Below are 20,095 nucleotides of genomic sequence, written 5' to 3'. Positions count from 1 at the left end.
TCAGATTTCCCCCCTCACTCCTACATCATCTTTTTTGCTACAGCTAACAGCGCTGCTAGTGAGCATCACTAGACTAGACACTAGCCAGATGCTTAGATGTAGGAAAAAGGTCAGGGCCATCAAATAGATGACCTGACATATACAATCAAGACTGAATGGCAATTCCAAGAAAATCAAATGTTGAAGAAGTGATTAGATGAAATGAAACTGTATGTTACCTCTTTCATTAGTTAGGCATCAGAATAGTCCTATAGTCTTTAAAACCCATTAGTTTTAATAATTTTGATCATTTCTTGTATTGATGTCGCTAAATCACTTGAATCAAAGGTATTAGAATGCATGAAAGTATTTTCGGGATGGTGAATATGATTTCTAATAAAAGTCATTAATGTTACAGATTTAGGTGGTAAAGCTGTTCCATTTCTATCTCGAATCCATGTTTTACTCGTTGGGCATCCTTGACTATTTAACCATGACTCAAATGTATTTTCTGAATAGCTTTGGGACTTTTCCTGTAAATACCCATATAACTCATTATGTAAATCAACGGTTGGCAAATTATAAGCTTTATAGTTAATCTCTCCCCATGTAGGGCTCCATGGGAATAAATAATCCATATTAGCTTTTGAGATTATATTTTTATGGTCCTCTTTTTTAAATATAAAAATTCCCACATTCTTTAATGATGGTGAGTTAAGAAAATAAGGAGAATGTGTTGTGACGAATATCTGTTTATGCTTGGATAACTCCATAAGTGCTTCACATAACTTCATTTGTCCCATTGGGTGCAAACATATTTCTGGTTCATCAATGAATAAATAGAATGGTCTGGTTGATTGTTTATCTTGATCGAATGCAATTTCTTCTGCATAAATTTGAAGTAAAGCTAAAGCAACAGAACGCTGCATTCCATTACCCTTCTCATCCATTCTTACTTCTATTCCATCATTAATGTGTATGGATGATCCTTTAAAAAAAGATTCAATTTTAGGGAAATCAAATTGGAAATTTAAAGAGGCACTACCAAACTGATTAGTAAAAATAGAATTCAATCTGTTTTCAATTTTAGAAATCTTCTTTCGTAGTTCTGAGGAATGAGAGTTAAATACATCATTAAATTTCTTTGAAAAATCAATAAACTCTTCAGTTTTGGTGTGTTCTGCTGCGATTTCCTTTAGTAGTGTTCCGCATAAGGTTGATGTTCCGAAAGAAGCTTCATCATTAGGATTAGTATCAGCCCAGATAAAATTAGTTTCAAAGAGCTTTTTTATTGTTCCATCAAGTCCACCAGTATTAGTGAATATACCGCTATCTTTATTGAATGTTTTGAGTGTTCTAATATCAGAGGTTGATCTTGAAATTTTGAAATAAGATTTTCCTTCAGTACATTGATAGACTACTTGTTTGAATGGTTCTGCTTTATTCTCTTGGGCAAAGGTTTCGATGATATTAATTACGGCTCCAGTGAATTCTAATTCAACTGTAGCTTCTTCTGCGAAATCTCCAGTTATCTTTTTATGATGAATTATTTCCAAGTTCTTTTTGGTACTATTTCTAATGAAATCAATAGCCTCTAATACGGTGGATTTCCCGCTGTTATTTTCTCCAATAAAAATATTTAGACCACTTCCTTTTTCACCATTTGGAATATTAAAAGTTAAAAAATTACTCTCTTCAGAGAATCCTTTGAAGTTGTTTATTTTAAGGCTGTTTATATGCATAAGTAATCTTATATCTTGTTAAAACAATGAGTTGAAAATATATATATTTAATGTATATTATGCAATGGAATCTCTCTAAATCTTCCCCATAACAAAGCAAGGGCTTAAATGGGTGTTAGTTCCTTTAACTAACGTAATTAGATAGGGAGTTAAGACATGACCAAGAAATTAGTCAATGTACGAGCTTATAAACGCTATCGTTTAGGTGCTTGGGAGCATGTGTGTAAACACAAGCGATCTTATCCTAAACGTTAATTTATATAGAGAGATTCCACTCTAATATTGTATTAAATGTATGTATGCTTTTCTCTTACTAATAATATTTTTGATATAGAACATTAATAGTCCCTTTAAGGATAACACTTCACAAAGATGCCCATTAATTTGTGAAAAGGGCTTAAAGTAGAAGAAAACAGGATTATTCTTCTCTCCTCTGGGGGAGGGTATGGATCGTGCGCCAAAGAAAAAAATAGTAAAAAAAGCAAAATACCACCTCATCAGTGGATAAAGCCGAAGAAAATAAACAAAAAACTCAGCAAAAAGGAAAGGCTCAAATTTTCCCCCTCACTCCTACATCATCTTTTTTGCTACAACTAACAGCGCTGCTAGTGAGCAACACTGGAGTAGACTAGCAAGATGCTTAGATGTAGGAAAAAGGTCAGGGTCATCAAATAGATGACCCTGACACTTCCTAAACAGATCGAATCAAGCATTATGCTACCTGATCTAATCCTTCACCTTCACCTTCACCTTCACCTTCACCTTCACCTTCGATTTCATCTTCATCCTCTACTTCGTCGAAATAGTCTGGCTGATCAGAAGGAGTGATAATCTTAAACGGAGATTTAGGCCCTGAGATCAAAACACCTGTAACAGGGTTAAAGATTCGCTCCCCTAATTGGAACTCTTCTAGAGGTTTTAAATAAGGTTGCTGATACTTAGCGATTGCAAGGAATTGATAATTTTCGTAAGCAATTCCCGTAAATTCTAAATAGCGTGATGCAGGTTTTTTAGCATTACGGTCATTCACAGAAAAATATTTAGCGAAGAAGTTTGCAGCTTTACTTGGGTCGATACTGACTTCTTTGGTCTTAGAGTCTACTTTAACTCCAGATACAAGTTTATCTTTTATTACCTTCTTGAAAGGAATGGCAGTCTCTTTCTGAACCTGTTTAAATCCCTTTAATAGCCAATCAGCTGCATCGTTAGGAGTTAATTGAAATCCGTTATCTAAGTAGCGTTCTGGGTAATAGCGATAAAACCGCTTAATGAAATAATGTACGACGACATTTGACTTATAAGCTCTAGCGATACCCATAACAGTGCTAAACTGTTTTTTCTCAATGATTGTGTAGATATCGTTTAGATTACCAATCACTGTAGACAGATGTGCAATTTGCAGTAGAATTTCTACAGTAACTGCATGAGAGGGGACATCATATTGAGCTACAAGCTGCTCAATGAATTGCTCATCTTCTTCTTGTCGACGAAGAATACTTGTACCAATATCTTTAAGCCTTAACGAGCTATTGTGAGCCTGACTCTTCTTTTTTTTCTTTGAAGCACCATTTGTTCCTTCATTTTTTTGACTAGAGCCTTTAGAAATATTATCTGTTTGATCACTCTCCTGACTAGGTTTTTCGTCAACGTTGACAGCTACCTTACTCTCATTACTAGGTTCTTCTGCTCCTTCATCTTTTTGACTAGATTCTTCAGCAGTACCATCAGTTACTTTGTCCTCTGTACAAGGTTCCTCGGTCGCATCATTAGCTATTTCTTCTCCTTGATCAGATTCCTCGCTAACATCTTCTGTTATTTGGTTTTCATGACAAGGTTCTTCGATAATATCTTCATCAGTCATGTCCTCATCTTCATTATGCACTTCGACAGCACTTTCAGTTTCCTGAGAATCCTCGATATCATCCTCATCAAAAACATCGACTGGTTCACCAGTTGTATCTGCTACCTTCACTACTTCATTTTCAATCACCATAGTACGTTTATTGTCTGATTGATCGTTAGCACCCTTCTCAATAGGACACGGGATAGTTGATGACTGCATTCTCTCTTTCTTCAGCTTTTCTTTAAGCTTTTGGAATGATGTAGGGGGCTCTTTTTTATGCTTTTCATTAGCCTTCTGGTCATCATCCTCATCAAAAACATCCTCTGTTTCAGCATTTGCATTATGTACCTTAACAGCTTCATTTTTAATGAGCATAGTGCGTTCATTGTCTGAATGATCATTAGCATCCTTCTCAATAGGACATGGGACAGTTGATGACCGCATTTTCTCTTTCTTCAGCTTTTCTTTAAGCTTTTGGAATGATGTAGGGGGCTCTTTTTTATGCTTTTCATTAGCCTTCTGGTCATCGTCCATTTTATTATTTGGGATGATTCCCTGCTGTTTTAGCGCTGCTATGCCGCTCTTAGCGGGTTTGTTTTCTTTTTCAGGTTGCTTAGCATTTTCTTCTACTTGAGTTTTCTCGTCAGACTTTTCGCTCACATTGTCAGTAACTTCTTTATCCTGACTGGTATTATCAGTACTTTGACCTGCTACTTCAGCTTTTTGAGCTATAATCGGACTAATGTCATCAAATTCAGCCTCCAAATCAATTTCTACATAAGAGATTTTTTTGGCCTCTAAAAAAATTTCAAATGCTGGAACAATACTCGCCTTATAAGCGTCATCACTGGCTTTCTTCTCTTCGTCTAAAAACTCTTTAATATAGCTAGGCAAAGTACAATCGTTAATAATACGGTGCTTCACTGTACATGTTGGCAAAAGCTCTGTTACACGCTCTTTGAAAAGATAAAAGTTAGAATAACAATTGGACTTATCCATACGATAATAATTGGCAGCAATACTGGCGATATTATGAACAGCTTTGCCACAATGCACTGCAAACAGCTTAGCTCCTGATAATTCGTTAAATGTCTCATTCAGATATGTGACACGTTTATAGATACTTTTAACCTCTTCTCCTACTTCCTCTATATCCAAATCATAGTCGTCCATAAGTTCTGACAAAAGATTAGCAATTTCGGTTAAACGATTAATAAACCGCTCATTCTTCTCTAATTTCTTTTGCTTTAACGCATGCATATCTACGATATGGTTAAGTTCAATACCTGTATGGTTCACCATAAAACAAGGTACTGCTGTTTTACGTAAACGACCAAGAAACTGGACTAATTCCTCTGGGTGAGCATCTGTTCCAATCACAAAAACAGAATCTAGCTCATCATTTAAATTGTTGATGTTGACTGCTTCATCCATAATTGAAGTACAAAATACAACGTCTACATCACTCGGGATTTTTTGAGCCGTAAAAAAGTTCTGGACCTCAGTCGTATCTTTATTCTTGCTATGAATAGTTAAAGTATGAGCGTTGTGAAATCTCTCCAACAGTGCTGCAACACGTTCACATTTGGTACGGTGGTTAAGACGTATAATAATTTTCTTCCGTGTACCTTGTTCCTGCATTTTCTTGAGGCGTTCAATAACAAAAGGAATGAAACTAAATTGATTGCCTTTATCAATCAATAACATTTCTAGAGACCGCTTAAGGCCGACTTCTTCAAGATCAACCTTATAGATGTAATCCAGAGGTAGTTTTAGAGTTTCCCAACAATGATCAGTGAAAGTCGCTGTTAGAAAGAGGACAGTTCTGAATCCTTTCTTATGATTAATCCGAAAAATAATAGAGTTAATGGCATCATCCCGATAACTTCCTGCTGCATAGAGCTTATGACATTCATCAACCACCAATAACGTACTCTTACGTTGAGCAATAGATAACTTACTCACAATTGCTTCCATTTTGTCGTAAGTTGCAACGACAACAAGTCCATTCTGTTGACTGAGTTCATCTTCAGTCGGACTTTTTTTGTCGTAATAAAAGCGATATTGAATGGAACCAGAAACATCTCCATAAGTTGTCTCTAGCTCTTTCACTTTCAGAACTGATGGCACAAGCATAACAATGATGGGGTGCTGCTTCGGATAATCCTCCATAATGGTTGTCGTCTTACCAACCCCAGTACCCGCTTGAATAAGGGTGAACTTATTTTTTTGAACAGGCAGTGATAAATTACTTAAATATTGCCCTTTTTTTAGGGTCAAAGTACTTATTTTAGACATGAGTAGGCTCCTTGGATGTAATTGCTTACACCCAGTTCTAATTTTGTTAATACGTTTCTAGTTAGGCTGCATGACTACTTTGAGCACGAATGGCAGCAGCAACATCCTCTGAGGCTTGTTTTAAGGTGCTGGACTGCAAATGTGCATAGCGTTGGGTAGTCTGTGGTGATGCATGACCCAATAAATGTTGTACGACATACAGGCTTTGACCACTATTCACAGCAATGCTTGCAAAGTTATGCCGTAAGTCATGGATTCGAATATTCCGAATCGAAGCAGCTTTCATGATGCGTTGAAAGGTCTTTCGCATGTCGTTAAACGGTTGACCTGTCATCGGGTTCGCAAAAATAAATGCATGTTGTCGTGGTAAGGAATGCAGTATTGCAAGTGCATCCTGATTCAACGTAATACGTCGAGCCTTACCAGACTTGTTTTCACCTAGAAGCCATACACCTGTAGTGAGATCAACATCAGTCCACTTCATGTCCATTGCTTCACGCTTTCGGACTCCCGTAAGTAGTAAAAACTTGACGATAGCGACAATAATCAAGTTGTCTATGCCATGCTGATGCGGTGAATTCAACACATCCATTAAACGCTTGATCTCTTGAGCATTGAGATAACGCTCAATCTGATTGTTTTCCTTAAACTTAGGCACCTTGCTTACAGGGTTAACCTGTATCAAGTCATGATTAATTGCCATATTAAACATGACCGAGAGTAGCGCCCAAACCCGATTGATTGAGGCATTGGTTAAGCCCTTTGAACGTAACTCGGTCAATAGCTTATTGAGCATTCCAGCATTGATATCCTCAAATGGATAATCTCCAATGACTGGCAAAATATGCATTCGTAATTTTGCTTCATCATCCTTATAGGATTTTTTACGCATCTCAGCACTTGGCATATAGATCGATAAAGCAAACTCACGCAATGTATTTGCAGGTTTTACCACATCATCGAATGGTGCTAGGCCTTGAGCGATTCGTTGATGAAATCCCTGCATCTGAGAGAGTAGTTTCTCTAAGTTTTGGTCAAAATCAGCATGAGAAAATGTACCTAAACTTTTTGAGATTTTCTTACCTTGAAAGGTTAAGCGAGCTAGAGTACGGACATGCTGTGCCGTAATCACAAAGCGTAATCCAGTTACCTTGAGGTCTGGACGATACTTGCGAATATCAAATTCTTTACCAGATTCAAAGTCAATAAGAGTAGGGGCTTTACTTGAAGCCTTAATAGATGAGTTGGCCATATTCTTGATCCTCTTGATTTAACAATCAAAAAAAGAATATGTGCCTAAAAAAGTATTTAAACACGCATAGCTATACACCCTTTTATCTTTAGGGCATCGTATTGTTGGGATGTCCATCGGGGAATTTGTTGACATATCTGACTCCTTATAGCTTTAAAAGGCGTAAGAATCCCTGACCCGTAATAAAGGTCATAAATTTGAAGGGGGATAGTTACGAGAGTTTCTTCTATAAAAAAATATCTGACTGTAATCGAATTAGATTACGGTCAATGTCTTGGTATCCCTTCCGGACGGGATTCCCAAATACTCAGCATTCACTACGTTATGCTGGAGATAACATCATAATGAGGTATATCAATTAGCTTAAAAGTTTGCCTGTACGAAACTTTTGTGAGTAGTTCAATTCTAAAGAGTTTTGTCTTTTGCTATTTGCTCAAGACTACTAATTTAATAATTCAGAGTAAATAATTAGGCCAACTCGCTGATTCTGGATTGAATTCTTGAAAGCTCTTTAGGGGAAGCATTTCATTAATGTTTAATATCTGCTTAGAGTTACCGTTATAGTGCTCCAAATCAAGAAGACGAATTATCACAAGACCTTTAATTTTAGCCTCGTATTCAATGGAATATACACCTATAAGTGCATTATCTAAATTTCCCTGTTTTTTGAGTGATGAAACGATAATAGCTGCTCTTGCTCTATAAACATGGCAGAAAAATTCAAATTGCCCTTTTTCGATATCTTTCTTAGTAAAAAGGATTGGGCAATTTTTTAGGATTCGGTTTTTAGGATCTAAAATAGGTGGAATAGACATACAGAAATCATTTTGATTAAGTCTAGCCATCCCTTTGAGCATTTCCTCTAATTTGAAAACACAGAGTTCTTTTTTTGAAACTTGTTCCAAAAAGTCTGGACTAATTTTGTTTATTTCACTCTTAGAGCGTCCGCGGAAATCTGCATAATACGTTGCGATTGAATATTCGCTCGAATTTACGGGAATTGTTAGGGCCGGATCACGATAATGGGCTACACAATTTTGCTTATCAAATTTAAAAAAATTCGTAACGTGACCTAATGTGCAAAGATCTGATTGATCCATGATAAATCTCCATAAATATAGTGATTAAATAGTGGTCTTAAACTCAATGTGGAGGCATCTTATGAGAAGATTTATTTGGATGCAATAGGGAGGGATTCGGCTAAATTATGTATTTTAAGAGCATATTTACGTGTATTTTGATCGGTGTGTATATGTCATCGGGTTGTGCTGGTGAGATATTTTAAAAAACCATAAGTTATTGTAATTAATTAATTATTTATTTTTTACCAAATGGTAAAAATAGCTTTCTCCCTATAAGTCCTTGCCGAAATGGGGAATGGATGATTCGAAAAGGATATTCAGGAGGAAGAGGTGAAAATTACCAAAATGACCTGATAAATGTCAGCTACTTTTTACCCTGTTTTTTGTGTATTTTTCAACTATTTTTGGGGGTGAATTTTTATATCGAATGATTCTTTTTTGATCAAAATCGGACCCACAGACTAGTAGAGAGAGGAGCAGTAAATCAAAAAAAGCTATCATCTGTTGAGTGTGTTCAAAAAGAAAAAAGATACCGTATAGCTCATTTTGCTATACGGTCTATTTACGGTTTTTTGGTCAGGTCAGTAATCTATGGGGAGTAAAATTGTGGTGATAGATCGATCAGCTTCGGTAATCACCCAGACTTTTTCATTACCAAAATCGTAGCTTGAGAAAATTCGATGATCCTCAATTAGAGCCTGTTTGTTTGCTTCTTGGTCAGCTTTATTTAAATCACCCCAGTCACCATGTTGATGACGATGGAGTAAATCCAAAGGGGGAATATCGTGCTGATTCATGAGCTCTAGTGCATTTTTAGTAGCCACGACTTGTCCCAAAGCGAATAAGATATGCCTTGTCATAAAATAGCCTTAGATAAAAATTAGAAAGAGGTTTGGTAGGAAAGGGTGCTGTAAGCAGCTTTAGATCGCAGTCAAAGAATAATTGAGTAATATGTCATTAGGAACATAGATTAATATACCCTCATTGTCATTGAGCAATACATAGATCTCGTACCACTCCTCTTTCTTATCAACATACTCCACCTCACCTAAGTGAAGTTTTTCACTAAGGCTAAAGGTCAGATGGGCAAGTGGTTCTGATAAATCAGATTCATTGTCACAAATAATAAACCACCCATGAAGGGTGGCTTGATAAGGTTCATCATATTGCTGCTCTAAAGTCAGCATGTGGTTAGAGATACTATCTTTAATCGCTTCATTATACAGATGCAGTAAATCATCTTTGGTTTTAATGCACTTCATCATGCGCTTGTTCCTCAAGTTCGGCTTCGATAGATTGATTCTTAGGTTTCGGTCCACGTTTGGTAGGAATCTTGGTTTCTATCGTTTCTTGAACATCAGTTTTACCCACTATTTCTTCAAGGCGAAGAGGCCATAATTCGTATTCTTCGATCACCTCCAGTAAGCGGGCTGTTTGAGGATGTAAGCGAATAACTTGTTGATCAACTAAAGCAGCACCCAAGAAACTATAGTTGTTGACTGATTTCCCAATAAATAACCCCTTCAATGCAGTTGCATGAAATGGCTTTCCTGACTGTAATAACACCTTTATCGTTTTAAGGATGTCATCCACCTTGATCAGTTCAGAGCTAAATCCACCTGATGATTCATTGTGGCTTAAAGCAATACCTAGAGATAAATCATCATTGTCTTGCCAAAGTTGATAATGCAATTGACCTTTAGAGCGATCAGAAAGCTTGTTGCAAATAAAGGTCTTGATGAGGGTTTGATTCACTTTGTCGAATACACGTTGTTGCATGTTGAAATTCCTTAGAAATAAAAAAATCCCGATGACCTGTGAAGATCATCGGGACTGATAAGTTGAGAGGAGATATATTTAGAACATGGCCTTACATGATGCTATGTCTTTCGCTACAGTTTTAATGCTGTGCGGATTAGGAGTGAAGGTTGTTACCTTCTTATTGTTCACGAAGACATCAATTTTCTTGGCCTTAGCAATGCCGTGAGAAAAATCATACCAAGCATTTGCTCCATTTCGCCATTTGGTTGAACCCGCAGGGGAAACAGAGGTTTTGCCATCCAATAAGAAAGATAAAGGGTATTTAGAGTCAGTATTCTCATACCGATTTTTCTTGGTTTGTAGATGTGCAGAATGATCATAATCATCACCTGCACCATCATTACAGACAACCCAAAGTGTATTGCCCTTGGTATCTTGAATAGAATATTCAATAAAGCCTTGAGCATAGCTTGATTGCCATACATTCGGTGCTGCATGTGCAAAGCTAGTAAAAGTAAGTAGTGAAACAAGTAATAATTTTTTCATTGGTATTCTCGAAAAGAATTTTTGAATTAAGGTGATTCTCTCATCTGGTCGTTCAGCTTACTTTGCTTTAGATTGAGTCCGTTTGCATGGTCGAATACTTTGAATGTATTGACCGTCTCCCGTGTCCTGAAAGAAACCATGTTTAGATTGGACTTCCAGACATTGACCCTTTTTAAATGGTTTAATCTGTTTAGCCACTCTTTCAGGAAGAGCATACATATTGAGGATGACTTCTCCCTTAGTCGTGTTGAATATCACAGCTTCTTCACCGAAACCGATATTTTGCTTTAAAGTGATTTTTTCAGTTTTCGCCGTTGCAACAGAGCACATCAATAAACTAAATAAGCCACAAGTGAGTAGCCGAACCATTTTGAAGGTCTTCATGAGTGTTCTTCCTTATAGATAAATGAAAGTTAGTCTGTGATGAGCTATCTGCGCTGTTCTACCTTTTGTACTTCACGCTGTGCGCATGCATTCCATTGGGGAGAAGCTTCAACATATTGAGAACAGTTCATCAGAGCACCCATAGAAGCCTGTTGCATGGTGCCAAGCATTTGCCCGTATGCATCAATATCAGCAATTGAAACATCACCTGCACGCTTGGTTTGAGTCGTATACTGACGTTGGGTAGCTTGTTCAGCTTTCCTTTGTTGCTCCAATGCTTGTTGAGCACGAAGTTCCTGTTGCTTCAATACTAAATATTCTTCCTTAGTATTAAAGTCAGCGAAGCCAGTAATTTCTCCAGCAGCGTTGTATTTCAAAGCCCGCCATACTGTTTTCCCTTTTTCAGTTACAGGGATAATGCCATCAGGTGAACTCATGATTCGTTGAGCCATTTCCTGTTGTTGCTGAGCCTGATAAGAAACCACCAACTCATTGGCTGAGTTAGCAACTTGTTGAACATCTGGATTACCAGAGAATGTAGCAACTGCAGTAAGTGCAGAGCTAAGTAGATTTGAAAACCCCATCTTTATGCACCTTATATTTTCTCGTTAGAAAGTGAAGACTTAGTTCTGATTTCAGGAATAGTTACACATTACATGTATCTATATTGGGTACAAAATATATTGTATCGATAATAGGTACATGACAGCAAGTATCAATACCCCAGAAATGCAGGCTTTAACTAAGTGGTTGAAGCAAATGCGGGAAGAACAACATCTCACTATGCGTGCATTAGCCGAACGCATGGGTAAACCACACTCGTATGTTCAAAAGGTTGAACAAGGTGAGCGTCGGTTAGATGTTGTAGAATATGTATGGTATTGCCGTATACTTGAAATTACCCCAGAAGAGGGGTTGGAGCAGATCAAACAAGCGATTCCAGCATCAAGAGATTGATATAGATCATAGTAACCATAAGAAGGGAGTTACTTGTTTTGCTCTTGGGGATCAAGGTCAATTAAGCGAATACCCTGATGAGGGTCAATGTTCAAGGCTTGGCAATAATAAATAAACTCAACGACCTCCAAGCGATAATCACCATGCTCCACATCTTCAATGTATTGCAAAGGTTTCCCAAGCTTATGAGCTAATTGCTGCTGAGTTAGATCATTGAGTTCACGTTGCTGTTTCAGCCATTCTTTCAATGCTTTCATTTTCACCTCCATGTATTAAATAATAACCCCAACTACAGCATGTAGCTTAGTGAAGACATGCGTGTCTTGGTCATTGCAGATACGAATCGCATGTGCAATGGATTGGATTTGAGGGTGAGGAATTGATGCAAGGATATCGGAAACTGTATCAAGTTCGGGAAAGTATTTCTTCATGGTCACTCCTATGTAAATAGACCATGTAGATAATATCTATGCAAATTGAAGGCAAATACAGAAGTCGTTCTCTTCCTCCATAAAAGCTAAGCAATTTGGCCCCGCAAAAAAGGGGGATATTTTAACAAAACTCCCCATAACCATCAGGCATTCCCCCTAGATGTCCAGTCCGAAACAGGAAATGTAAGGAACCTTAAAAATGCCTCTTTAAATATCATATTCATAAGCTTCAAATTCTTCTTTTATAACTTATTAGATTTTATTGTGTTGGTCTTTTTACAAGCAATGTCTTTCAAGAGAATAGAGTTGACCTAATTTATTAGAAGGAAGAGTTTCTTAGTAGAATTTCTTAGAAAATTCCTATATTTGTCTAGACTAATTATATAAAAAATAAATTATTGGTAAGATTAATTTACAATAATTTCTAATTGAGCTTGATGAAGATAGTATAGTTAAGCCTTGTTGATATAATTAATAAATATCTTTTAACCGAATCAAGCAACTTCCGATTTTATAAGGTTTTCAAGGTTGATTAGTTTTTTGATGTAAGACCATGTTTTCTCTGGATTAATTAGAGATTTGTTGACTGTGCCATCAATAATAAGACCATCGACAATATTAAGAAATAGACTTGTTAAACCAGCCGCATCTTCCACTTTTAATTTTATTACAATTGAAAAAACTAAATTATAAATCCATGCACGATAATCATTGATAGGATTTTTTACAGATGGATACGTTTGAATAATTTCCATTGTTGCTTTCTTGAATAGACAGCCATTGAAATCGTCAGTATGAATCCAGTTAATATACCAATTAAATACACTTTGTAACTGAGTTAAAGGTAGATCATTAGCGTTTACTTTTTCAAGAATAGCCTGTTGTATGTCACTATTTCTTTGATATAGACATGCTTCAATAAGGTTTTCTTTTGATGGGAAATACTTATAAAAAGTCATTTTAGCAACATTGGATTCAGCTATAATTCTATCAACTCCTATAGAGTTGTAGCTTTTCTGGTTAAAAAGCTTTAATGCTGTTGTTATAATAGTATCTTTTTTTGACATTGATTGCCCCATAATAAATCTTTTTAAAATAGTATACTCTATTAAGATAGAATAGTTATATCAAATCACTCTGTATTGTATCAATAATGTTTCTTTAATTCAATAATTTAGCTATATATAAATATGAATTTTTTGTGAAAATAGTCACACTAATTTTTTATTAAGAATAAGATGAAAACATAGATTGATTTGTAGTAATAATAAACCTAATATCAGATTGTTAAGGATGAGCATATAGTCTTCTTTTTTAGCAATTGGATGCAAGGGTGAAATAAAGGGGGCTCATAACTTAGCCATAAGAAAAAACCTAGTTATTGAGAATGAATATGTCTAAAAAATTCGAAGATTTTAATAATCCACGGCAAAAAGCATTACAGGGGATGAGGAATAGTATTCCTGCAGAACAGTGGGAGGAAAATCTCCTGTTTCTCCAACAGTTACGTAATAAAATAGCAGCGTTGCCAGTGTGTAAACATCCTGCAATTGAATTGTTAAATAATGGAAAGATTGATAAAGCTTCATTAACAAAAATCCATTTGGAATATCGTCATGCCATTGTGCAGATTTTTACTGATGCGTTATTAATGGCTCAATTCCAGACAAAACAACTAGAGCCATCTCTCCCATCTGGATCAAAAATGTTTCCACGGGTCTTATTGAGTTTGAATATACTTGATGAGTTTGGTTTCCGACCAGGATTAGATTCAGAAGGTTATTATCTTGGTAATCCTGAATATGCACATTATCCTCTATATGAGGATTTACTAAACGATTATGGTTTGAGTGAGCAGGATCGTCGAAATTTTCAACCCTCGCAAATAGCAGACAAAGTAAGAACCTTTTTAGAATCATCTTATGATAGCTATATTAATGTAGTTGCACTGCTTGCCGTCGCAGAAGAAGAGGTAATCCTCTTTAGCCCACCTTTACGAGAAGCAACTAAAGCTGTCGGTATTGATATCGAAGGTGGAGGGTATTATCACGTTCATGGTGTATCTACGGATGAAACTTCTGAAGCAGCAGATGATGACCATGAAGATGATTTATGGTTTGCATTGGCACAAGCAATAACGAAAGATAACTATGAAAGTTTGACAACGTTGTGTATTGAATACTGCGACTTATGGAATAAGTTCTGGGATAAACAGGTAGCTGATTTAAGCTATATTGAAGAGAAAAAACTCGCCTGATTTCACTCAAGTAAGTAAGTGAATATATTCATTCATATCTAAGGCTAATAAGAACCTATTAATCATAATAGGTTTTTTTATTATCTTTCTGGAAGTAATTAGAATTTTATTTATTCTTTCCAATTGGTATAAGTAATCTAATACAATCAATAATATCGCCAATAAAAACAATATTTATTTTACGAAAATCCCCATAACCATCGGGCATTCCCCCTAGATGTCCAGTCTGAAACAGGAAATGCAAGGAACCTTAAAAATCCCTCCCTAAAAGCTACTCTAAAAAAATATCCATCAACCAAAGCAAAAAAATCCCCTATTAAACTACTCAATTACAGGGGAAGTACTTTGATCATAGATGGGATAAATGAGGGTTGATTGAAATGTAGTCCTGCCAGTCAATACCGAGAGAATTGGCAAGATTTTGGTGATAATTTTTTAGAATCTGATTCTTTTCATTTTCAGAAGCATCAATGAATTGCAGTACTAAATGGTTGGTGTCGATACCTAACTGGGTTGCATGTTCAACGAATCGTTGATTCATGACTTGTGAGTGAAGTGTTTCAACCGTAGTGCCTATACTTTCTGCTTCATCAACTGTAATACAGGCAAGCTCTTTTTGTAGGGCAGGATTTTGTGCAAGAAAAGAAGCCACAGCTTCACGGAAATATTCTGAATAGTCTTTCATGTTAGGTACTAAATAAAGTTTTTTTGAATAAACGCATCATAGTTGGAAAGTTTGGAGAAAAAAATATAAAGGGGATGTATTAAGTGTTTGTAGAGGATTTGGGGTATTGTCCAGAAGGGGCATAGCATAGTGTTACGGATAGGTTCATATAAAGCAAAACTCCCCAGAACTTTCAGGGGCCTAGCCTAGATGTCCTGTTTGAAACAGGAAATGCAAATAACCTTGGAAATTCCCCTACGCCTTAAGTTTTCCAAGCGTCCTGCTCTGTGTAGCGATAGCAACTCTGAAAAGTTGATGTATCGACATCGCAATACGCATGGAAAGCCAAAGAGCTGAAAACGGTATGGGGAACATGTTGGGTTGGGAATGGAAGTAGGTCCAATGACCTATTTAGACCATCAGACTATCGATCAAATGGACCACAAAATAGTCCGTTGGGCCAGAACTGAACCAACTTTATGGGCAACAAAAAACCCCATAAATCAAATATTTATGAGGTTTAATGATGGTGCCGGCACACGGATTCGAACTGTGGACCTACTGATTACAAGTCAGTTGCTCTACCAACTGAGCTATGCCGGCGATGTGGAGTGAATTTTACAGTTTCTTAAAAAAATTACAAGCCAAAAAATGAGCATTTAAATTTTTTCATATCATTTTTAAATGCTTATAGGGGCTAGCCTGAAAAAGTTAGAGTTTTACTACATTAATGTGCTTTGGCATGTGAAGTATAAACCGCTAAAAATATTCCAATTAAAGACAAGACCACGGTTAAACCTACAATGGCACTCCAACCACCGTGCAACCAGAACCATCCGCCTGCTGAGCCGACAATACTTGAACCCATATAGTAAAAAAGTAAGTAGAGTGAACTGGCATGGGCTTTAGCTTGTTTGCTTTCAGCGCCCACAGAACTACTGGTAAGTGAGTGGGTAATAAAGAAACCTGTGGTAATAAATGCAATACCAATAATAATGCCGAAAAGCGAGCTGAGTAGGGTCATGAGGCTCCCTACAATCATTAAGGCAAAACCACCCATCATCATGGTTTTTTTACCAAAGCGATCCGCTAAGCTACCTGCCAACGATGAAGAAACCATGCCAAAGCTATACGACAAGAAAATAAGGCTAATTTGTGTCTGACTGAGTGAATAAGGTGCTCCACTTAAACGGAAAGTGGCATAGTTAAACAAAGTCACAAAAACACTAGTCAGCAAGAAACCAATCGCAAATAGGCGTAATAATTTTGTATTGCTTAAATGAGCGCGCCACATTTGCATGTGAAAATCTAAATTTAGCCCTTTTTTCTGCAAAAAATTACGCGATGCGGGAAGTAATTTTAAAAAGGCAATTGAGCAAACAAAACAGATTGCCCCAAGTAAGCCTAAGGCGGTGCGCCACGAAAAATATTCAACCAAAATACCCATGCCGACACGGCCCATCATGCCACCAAAAGCCGTACCTGCAATATATAAACCCATAGTTTTACCTAAGTGCTCAGGTGCGATTTCTTCGGCAATCCAAGCCATCGTCACTGCGGGTACACCACCAAGTAGTAAACCTTCTAAAGCGCGCGCCATCAATAAACTGTGCCAGTTCGGTGTGAACATAGAGACAATATTAAGAATTGCTGCACACAGCATTGACGTAAAGATTACACCACGACGGCCAAGGGCTTGTGAAAAGGCGCTTGATAGCACAATCGAAATCGCTAAAAAAGCAGTCGTTAACGACAGTGCCAAAGAGCTACTCGCAGGGCTAATCCGGAAGCTTTGGCTAAATGCGGGCAGGAGTGGCTGTACACAATAAATCAGTGAGAAACTTGCAAAACCTACGAGGAATAAAGCGAAGCCAGCATGTTTATAGGCTTTAGTCCCTTTGTGAATCCACTCACGGGAAAGAACAGAAGTCGCCTCAATGCTTAAGGTACTGGGTGTAGATGAAGAGCTCATATCATGACCATGACAGAAAGAAAGAGCAGTGCCTAAAGGCATGCTGCATCGAGAAAATTCGATAAATTAAAATTAGCAATTTGAGTGGTATTTTTCTAATATATTTAACAATAGATCATGATATGTTTTATATATAGCAATGGAACTAAGACATATACGCTACTTTTTAGCGGTAGCAGAAGAAAAAAATTTTACCAAAGCTGCGCAACGCTTAAACATGAGCCAGCCACCTTTAAGCATGCAAATACGAGATTTAGAAGAAGAGCTGGGTGCAGATTTATTTATTCGTTCGCCACATGGGGTGGAGCTGACCGAAGCAGGGTTTGCCTTTTTAAGTGCAGTTCAGCCTGTACAGCAGCGTGTAGAAGATGCAGCGAGCTTAGTTAAACAAGTGGCAAATGGCGAAGTGGGCCAATTGCGATTAGGCTTTACAGGCACTTCAATGTTGAACCCTTTAATTCCTAAATGCGTTCGCTATTTTCAGCAACAATATCCGAAAGTGAATTTAAAACTTGAAGAAGCCAACACCCTACTGCTCATCGATTTGTTGCTTGAAGATCGCTTAGATGTCGCGATTATTCGCTCACCCCGCAACATTCCAGATAGTTTAATTATTCAAGAATTATTAGCAGAACCCCTCATTGCTGCGTTGCCTTATGAGTCTTTTCAACTCGACGATGCATCACCAGAAATTGATTTAACTGCGCTACGAGAGCTTGATTTTATTGTCTCGCCACCATCCATTAGTGCAGGGCTTTTTGATGCGATTAAACAAGCCTGCTATGAGCGTGGCTTTGAACCGAAAATTGGACAAAATGCTCCGCAAATTGTGTCGATTTTATCGTTAGTGTCTGCAAATTTGGGGGTGTCTTTGGTTCCCGAGTCGACCAAACAATTGCAAATACAGGGTGTGGCTTATCGCTCTTTGAAAGCGCCTGTTCCTACGGTGGGTTTAGGGCTTGCTTATAAGAAACATGCCCCTTCACAAATGGCGATTAACTTTGCCAGTGTGGTGCAAGTCGCTTGTCACCACGCCAACGAAATAAATGAAATCAGCTAGTTTGATTTCGACGCTCTGTTCATTAAAAAGATGCCTGAAATAATAAAAATCGCGCCATATAAAAATGATAAAGTCGGCTGTTCGTGAATGAAAACCCAAGCCATAAGTGCTGCAAAAATCGGTTCAGAAAGTTCGGTCACTTGTACCTTTGCCGCACTCATATAAGACAATGCTTTAGTGGTACAGAAAAAGCCGAGTATGGTCGGCAGAACAGCTAAACCAATCAAGCCTAAAACAATGTCACTATTAAAATTAATACTGTGAAAATTAATTAAAAACGGAACAGCAAGATAAACACTGCCAAATAACAATAAATACTTGGTAAGAAAGAGCCCGCCGTTTAATTTGAACTTTTTAACTAAAACCGAAAATAAGCCATAACCCGTACCGGCAATAGAAGCATTGATTAGCATTAAAAGGCTATTTTCACCTTTCCATGAAATAATACTAATACCAGCAACTGCTAATAATGTTCCAATAAGCGAATGAATGTAGATGCTTTCTTTTAAAATGAACCGACCAAAAAATAGGGCAGAGATGGCAGCCGAAGCCATGAGTACCACCACAACATTCGCCGCAGCGCCGTGGTTGTAGGCAATGGTCTCGAAAAAGAATAAAGAGAAGATTCCTAGAAAAGCACATATGGCAATTTGAGTAAAAACGCTGAGTTTACTTGGCGTGCTGCTAATAAAAGCAAGCTTTTGGCGAACAGGGACTTTGAATAAAAAAACACTTAAAAAGAAAAAGGCGATAATGGTTTTTAAAAAGGCAATGTCTTGTGGGTTTAAACCACTGTGCATGAGTAATTTGCTAATCACACCAATAGAGGCATTTAAAGCCGCTGCACAAAGTGCAAATAGGGTTCCAATAATTAAATTATTCACGCTTATAATTCTTCCTAAGTTTTACGCATGCAGTCTACAATATTTTTTGGATGAATATTCAACAAAAATAACCAATTAACGCTTAATATTCTCCACGATTTATTCTGAATTAATTTAATAAACTTTATAAAAATCTAAACGCTTCTAATAGAGTTTTGTTTCAGAGAATTGTGATTTATAGAGCTTGCTCATATTATATAATTAGTTAATTATTAAAGAATTTTAAAAATGATTAAATCGATTATTTCAGGTTGTGCGGTTCTCACACTTTCAGCATTGGCGGTGACTCATGCAGAATTTTCTTATGAACAAGAATTACAACAAGGCTGCAATAAAGTGAAGCAATATGCGAGCTTAGGTAAGAAATTCTACGACCAAAAACAATATAAAAAGGCACTCGAAAATTTCCAAAACCAAGCGTCTTGGACTGCATTTTGTAAAGCCAATCAAGATGAAACTACAGGTAAATTTACTGACCGTGATATTGAAGTTGCCAACAATAATGTGGGCTTAGCCTATGCTAAATTAGGTCAACCACTTTGGGCAAGATCATGGTTTATGCTTGATGAAAAATCAAAGTCGAGTCAGTTTAATCTTAAGCAATTACCTGCGCCTAAAGCCTCAAATGATTTATCAGGTGAATATGTCCGTTACTCTGGTTTTGGTGAGTGGGATCACATCACGGTAAGTCGTAAACAGGGCCAATATGCAATCAGCTATGCCGGTTTATATATGGGACTTAGAAGCTTAATTTATGGCCCAAACATGGGTGAGTTCGACACCAAAATGCCGACTAATAAAAAGCAAACGGTTTATAAAAATGAAGACTGCCGCATTCAGCTCGATTTTAAATCTAACGCGAAATTAGGAAATTATATTCAAGTTAAACAAAGCGAAGGCGAGTCGGGCTGTGGCTTTGGACATAACGTTTATGCCGATGGAACGTATTTAAAAGTTGAGTCTGGAAAATAAAAACGATAGGA

General features: G+C 37.1%; 20 protein-coding genes and 1 tRNA gene. 4 read left to right on the top strand and 17 right to left on the bottom strand.

The features are described from left to right. Positions 1–257: 257 nt before the first annotated feature. The 10 genes from MKL33_RS15975 to MKL33_RS15930 form a co-directional block, all read right to left on the bottom strand. Positions 258–1,721, bottom strand: coding sequence for an ATP-dependent nuclease (locus MKL33_RS15975; protein WP_005066920.1), 1,464 nt, complete (start codon positions 1,719–1,721; stop codon positions 258–260). A 712-nt stretch (positions 1,722–2,433) separates the two neighbouring features. Beyond that, entirely contained in the window at positions 2,434–5,862 is a 3,429-nt protein-coding gene (locus tag MKL33_RS15970) for a DEAD/DEAH box helicase family protein (RefSeq protein ID WP_116772705.1), read from the bottom strand. Positions 5,863–5,923: 61 nt separating this feature from the next. Next, positions 5,924–7,114 (bottom strand): tyrosine-type recombinase/integrase, encoded by a 1,191-nt coding sequence (locus MKL33_RS15965; protein ID WP_270907330.1) that lies wholly within the window; start codon positions 7,112–7,114, stop codon positions 5,924–5,926. Positions 7,115–7,569: 455 nt separating this feature from the next. Then, the gene (locus tag MKL33_RS15960) at positions 7,570–8,214 is read right to left on the bottom strand and encodes a hypothetical protein (RefSeq protein WP_005066928.1); all 645 of its coding nucleotides are present in this window, start codon (positions 8,212–8,214) and stop codon (positions 7,570–7,572) included. Between the two features lie 563 nt (positions 8,215–8,777). After that, positions 8,778–9,056 (bottom strand): hypothetical protein, encoded by a 279-nt coding sequence (locus tag MKL33_RS15955; protein WP_005066930.1) that lies wholly within the window; start codon positions 9,054–9,056, stop codon positions 8,778–8,780. A gap of 60 nt (positions 9,057–9,116) precedes the next feature. Next, positions 9,117–9,458 (bottom strand): hypothetical protein, encoded by a 342-nt coding sequence (locus MKL33_RS15950; RefSeq protein WP_025469776.1) that lies wholly within the window; start codon positions 9,456–9,458, stop codon positions 9,117–9,119. Then, positions 9,445–9,975: a hypothetical protein gene (locus MKL33_RS15945; protein WP_005066933.1), complete on the bottom strand. Its 531-nt coding sequence runs from the start codon at positions 9,973–9,975 to the stop codon at positions 9,445–9,447. Before MKL33_RS15945 ends, MKL33_RS15950 begins: the two co-directional genes overlap by 14 nt. A 78-nt stretch (positions 9,976–10,053) precedes the next feature. Then, on the bottom strand, positions 10,054–10,503 hold the full coding sequence (locus MKL33_RS15940) for a hypothetical protein (RefSeq protein WP_005066936.1): 450 nt from the start codon (positions 10,501–10,503) through the stop codon (positions 10,054–10,056). A gap of 57 nt (positions 10,504–10,560) precedes the next feature. Beyond that, entirely contained in the window at positions 10,561–10,887 is a 327-nt protein-coding gene (locus MKL33_RS15935; RefSeq protein ID WP_005066939.1) for a hypothetical protein, read from the bottom strand. 44 nt (positions 10,888–10,931) lie between these two features. Then, the gene (locus tag MKL33_RS15930; protein WP_005066940.1) at positions 10,932–11,471 is read right to left on the bottom strand and encodes a hypothetical protein; all 540 of its coding nucleotides are present in this window, start codon (positions 11,469–11,471) and stop codon (positions 10,932–10,934) included. Between the two features lie 118 nt (positions 11,472–11,589). Between MKL33_RS15930 and MKL33_RS15925 the strand changes: the two genes are divergently transcribed. Then, positions 11,590–11,844 carry a helix-turn-helix domain-containing protein gene (locus tag MKL33_RS15925; protein ID WP_004735509.1) on the top strand — a complete coding sequence of 85 codons (255 nt, stop codon included), beginning with the start codon at positions 11,590–11,592 and terminating at the stop codon, positions 11,842–11,844. Between the two features lie 29 nt (positions 11,845–11,873). On the opposite strand, the gene MKL33_RS15920 is transcribed toward MKL33_RS15925, so the two are convergent. The 3 genes from MKL33_RS15920 to MKL33_RS15910 form a co-directional block, all read right to left on the bottom strand. Then, entirely contained in the window at positions 11,874–12,101 is a 228-nt protein-coding gene (locus MKL33_RS15920; protein WP_004735507.1) for a helix-turn-helix transcriptional regulator, read from the bottom strand. A 15-nt stretch (positions 12,102–12,116) separates the two neighbouring features. Continuing rightward, positions 12,117–12,275 (bottom strand): hypothetical protein, encoded by a 159-nt coding sequence (locus tag MKL33_RS15915; RefSeq protein WP_004735505.1) that lies wholly within the window; start codon positions 12,273–12,275, stop codon positions 12,117–12,119. 494 nt (positions 12,276–12,769) lie between these two features. Beyond that, positions 12,770–13,342, bottom strand: coding sequence for a TetR/AcrR family transcriptional regulator (locus MKL33_RS15910; protein ID WP_025469777.1), 573 nt, complete (start codon positions 13,340–13,342; stop codon positions 12,770–12,772). Positions 13,343–13,668: 326 nt separating this feature from the next. Here MKL33_RS15910 and MKL33_RS15905 point away from each other — a divergent pair, with 326 nt between their 5' ends. Next, positions 13,669–14,532: an iron-containing redox enzyme family protein gene (locus MKL33_RS15905; protein ID WP_005066945.1), complete on the top strand. Its 864-nt coding sequence runs from the start codon at positions 13,669–13,671 to the stop codon at positions 14,530–14,532. 349 nt (positions 14,533–14,881) lie between these two features. On the opposite strand, the gene MKL33_RS15900 is transcribed toward MKL33_RS15905, so the two are convergent. The 3 genes from MKL33_RS15900 to sxtP all read right to left on the bottom strand — a co-directional run bounded on the left by MKL33_RS15900 (position 14,882) and on the right by sxtP (position 17,168). Next, positions 14,882–15,217, bottom strand: coding sequence for a DUF6388 family protein (locus MKL33_RS15900; protein ID WP_005066947.1), 336 nt, complete (start codon positions 15,215–15,217; stop codon positions 14,882–14,884). Positions 15,218–15,723: 506 nt separating this feature from the next. Next, positions 15,724–15,799, bottom strand: a tRNA-Thr gene (locus MKL33_RS15895). 124 nt (positions 15,800–15,923) lie between these two features. Beyond that, complete coding sequence (gene sxtP, locus MKL33_RS15890) at positions 15,924–17,168, bottom strand: multidrug efflux MFS transporter SxtP (RefSeq protein WP_270907329.1); 1,245 nt, start codon at positions 17,166–17,168, stop codon at positions 15,924–15,926. Positions 17,169–17,307: 139 nt separating this feature from the next. Between sxtP and sxtR the strand changes: the two genes are divergently transcribed. Further along, positions 17,308–18,228, top strand: coding sequence for a multidrug efflux pump transcriptional activator SxtR (sxtR, locus tag MKL33_RS15885; RefSeq protein WP_270907328.1), 921 nt, complete (start codon positions 17,308–17,310; stop codon positions 18,226–18,228). Here sxtR and MKL33_RS15880 read toward each other — a convergent pair. After that, complete coding sequence (locus MKL33_RS15880) at positions 18,225–19,112, bottom strand: DMT family transporter (RefSeq protein ID WP_270907327.1); 888 nt, start codon at positions 19,110–19,112, stop codon at positions 18,225–18,227. The two genes, sxtR and MKL33_RS15880, sit on opposite strands and share 4 nt — an antisense overlap. Before the next feature lie 228 nt (positions 19,113–19,340). Between MKL33_RS15880 and MKL33_RS15875 the strand changes: the two genes are divergently transcribed. Continuing rightward, positions 19,341–20,084 carry a hypothetical protein gene (locus MKL33_RS15875; protein ID WP_270907326.1) on the top strand — a complete coding sequence of 248 codons (744 nt, stop codon included), beginning with the start codon at positions 19,341–19,343 and terminating at the stop codon, positions 20,082–20,084. The last annotated feature ends 11 nt before the right edge of the window (positions 20,085–20,095 follow it).

Source organism: Acinetobacter sp. AOR43_HL, assembly GCF_027854635.1.
GTDB lineage: Bacteria > Pseudomonadota > Gammaproteobacteria > Pseudomonadales > Moraxellaceae > Acinetobacter > Acinetobacter pittii.
This window is presented reverse-complemented; position numbering and strand designations above follow the sequence as displayed.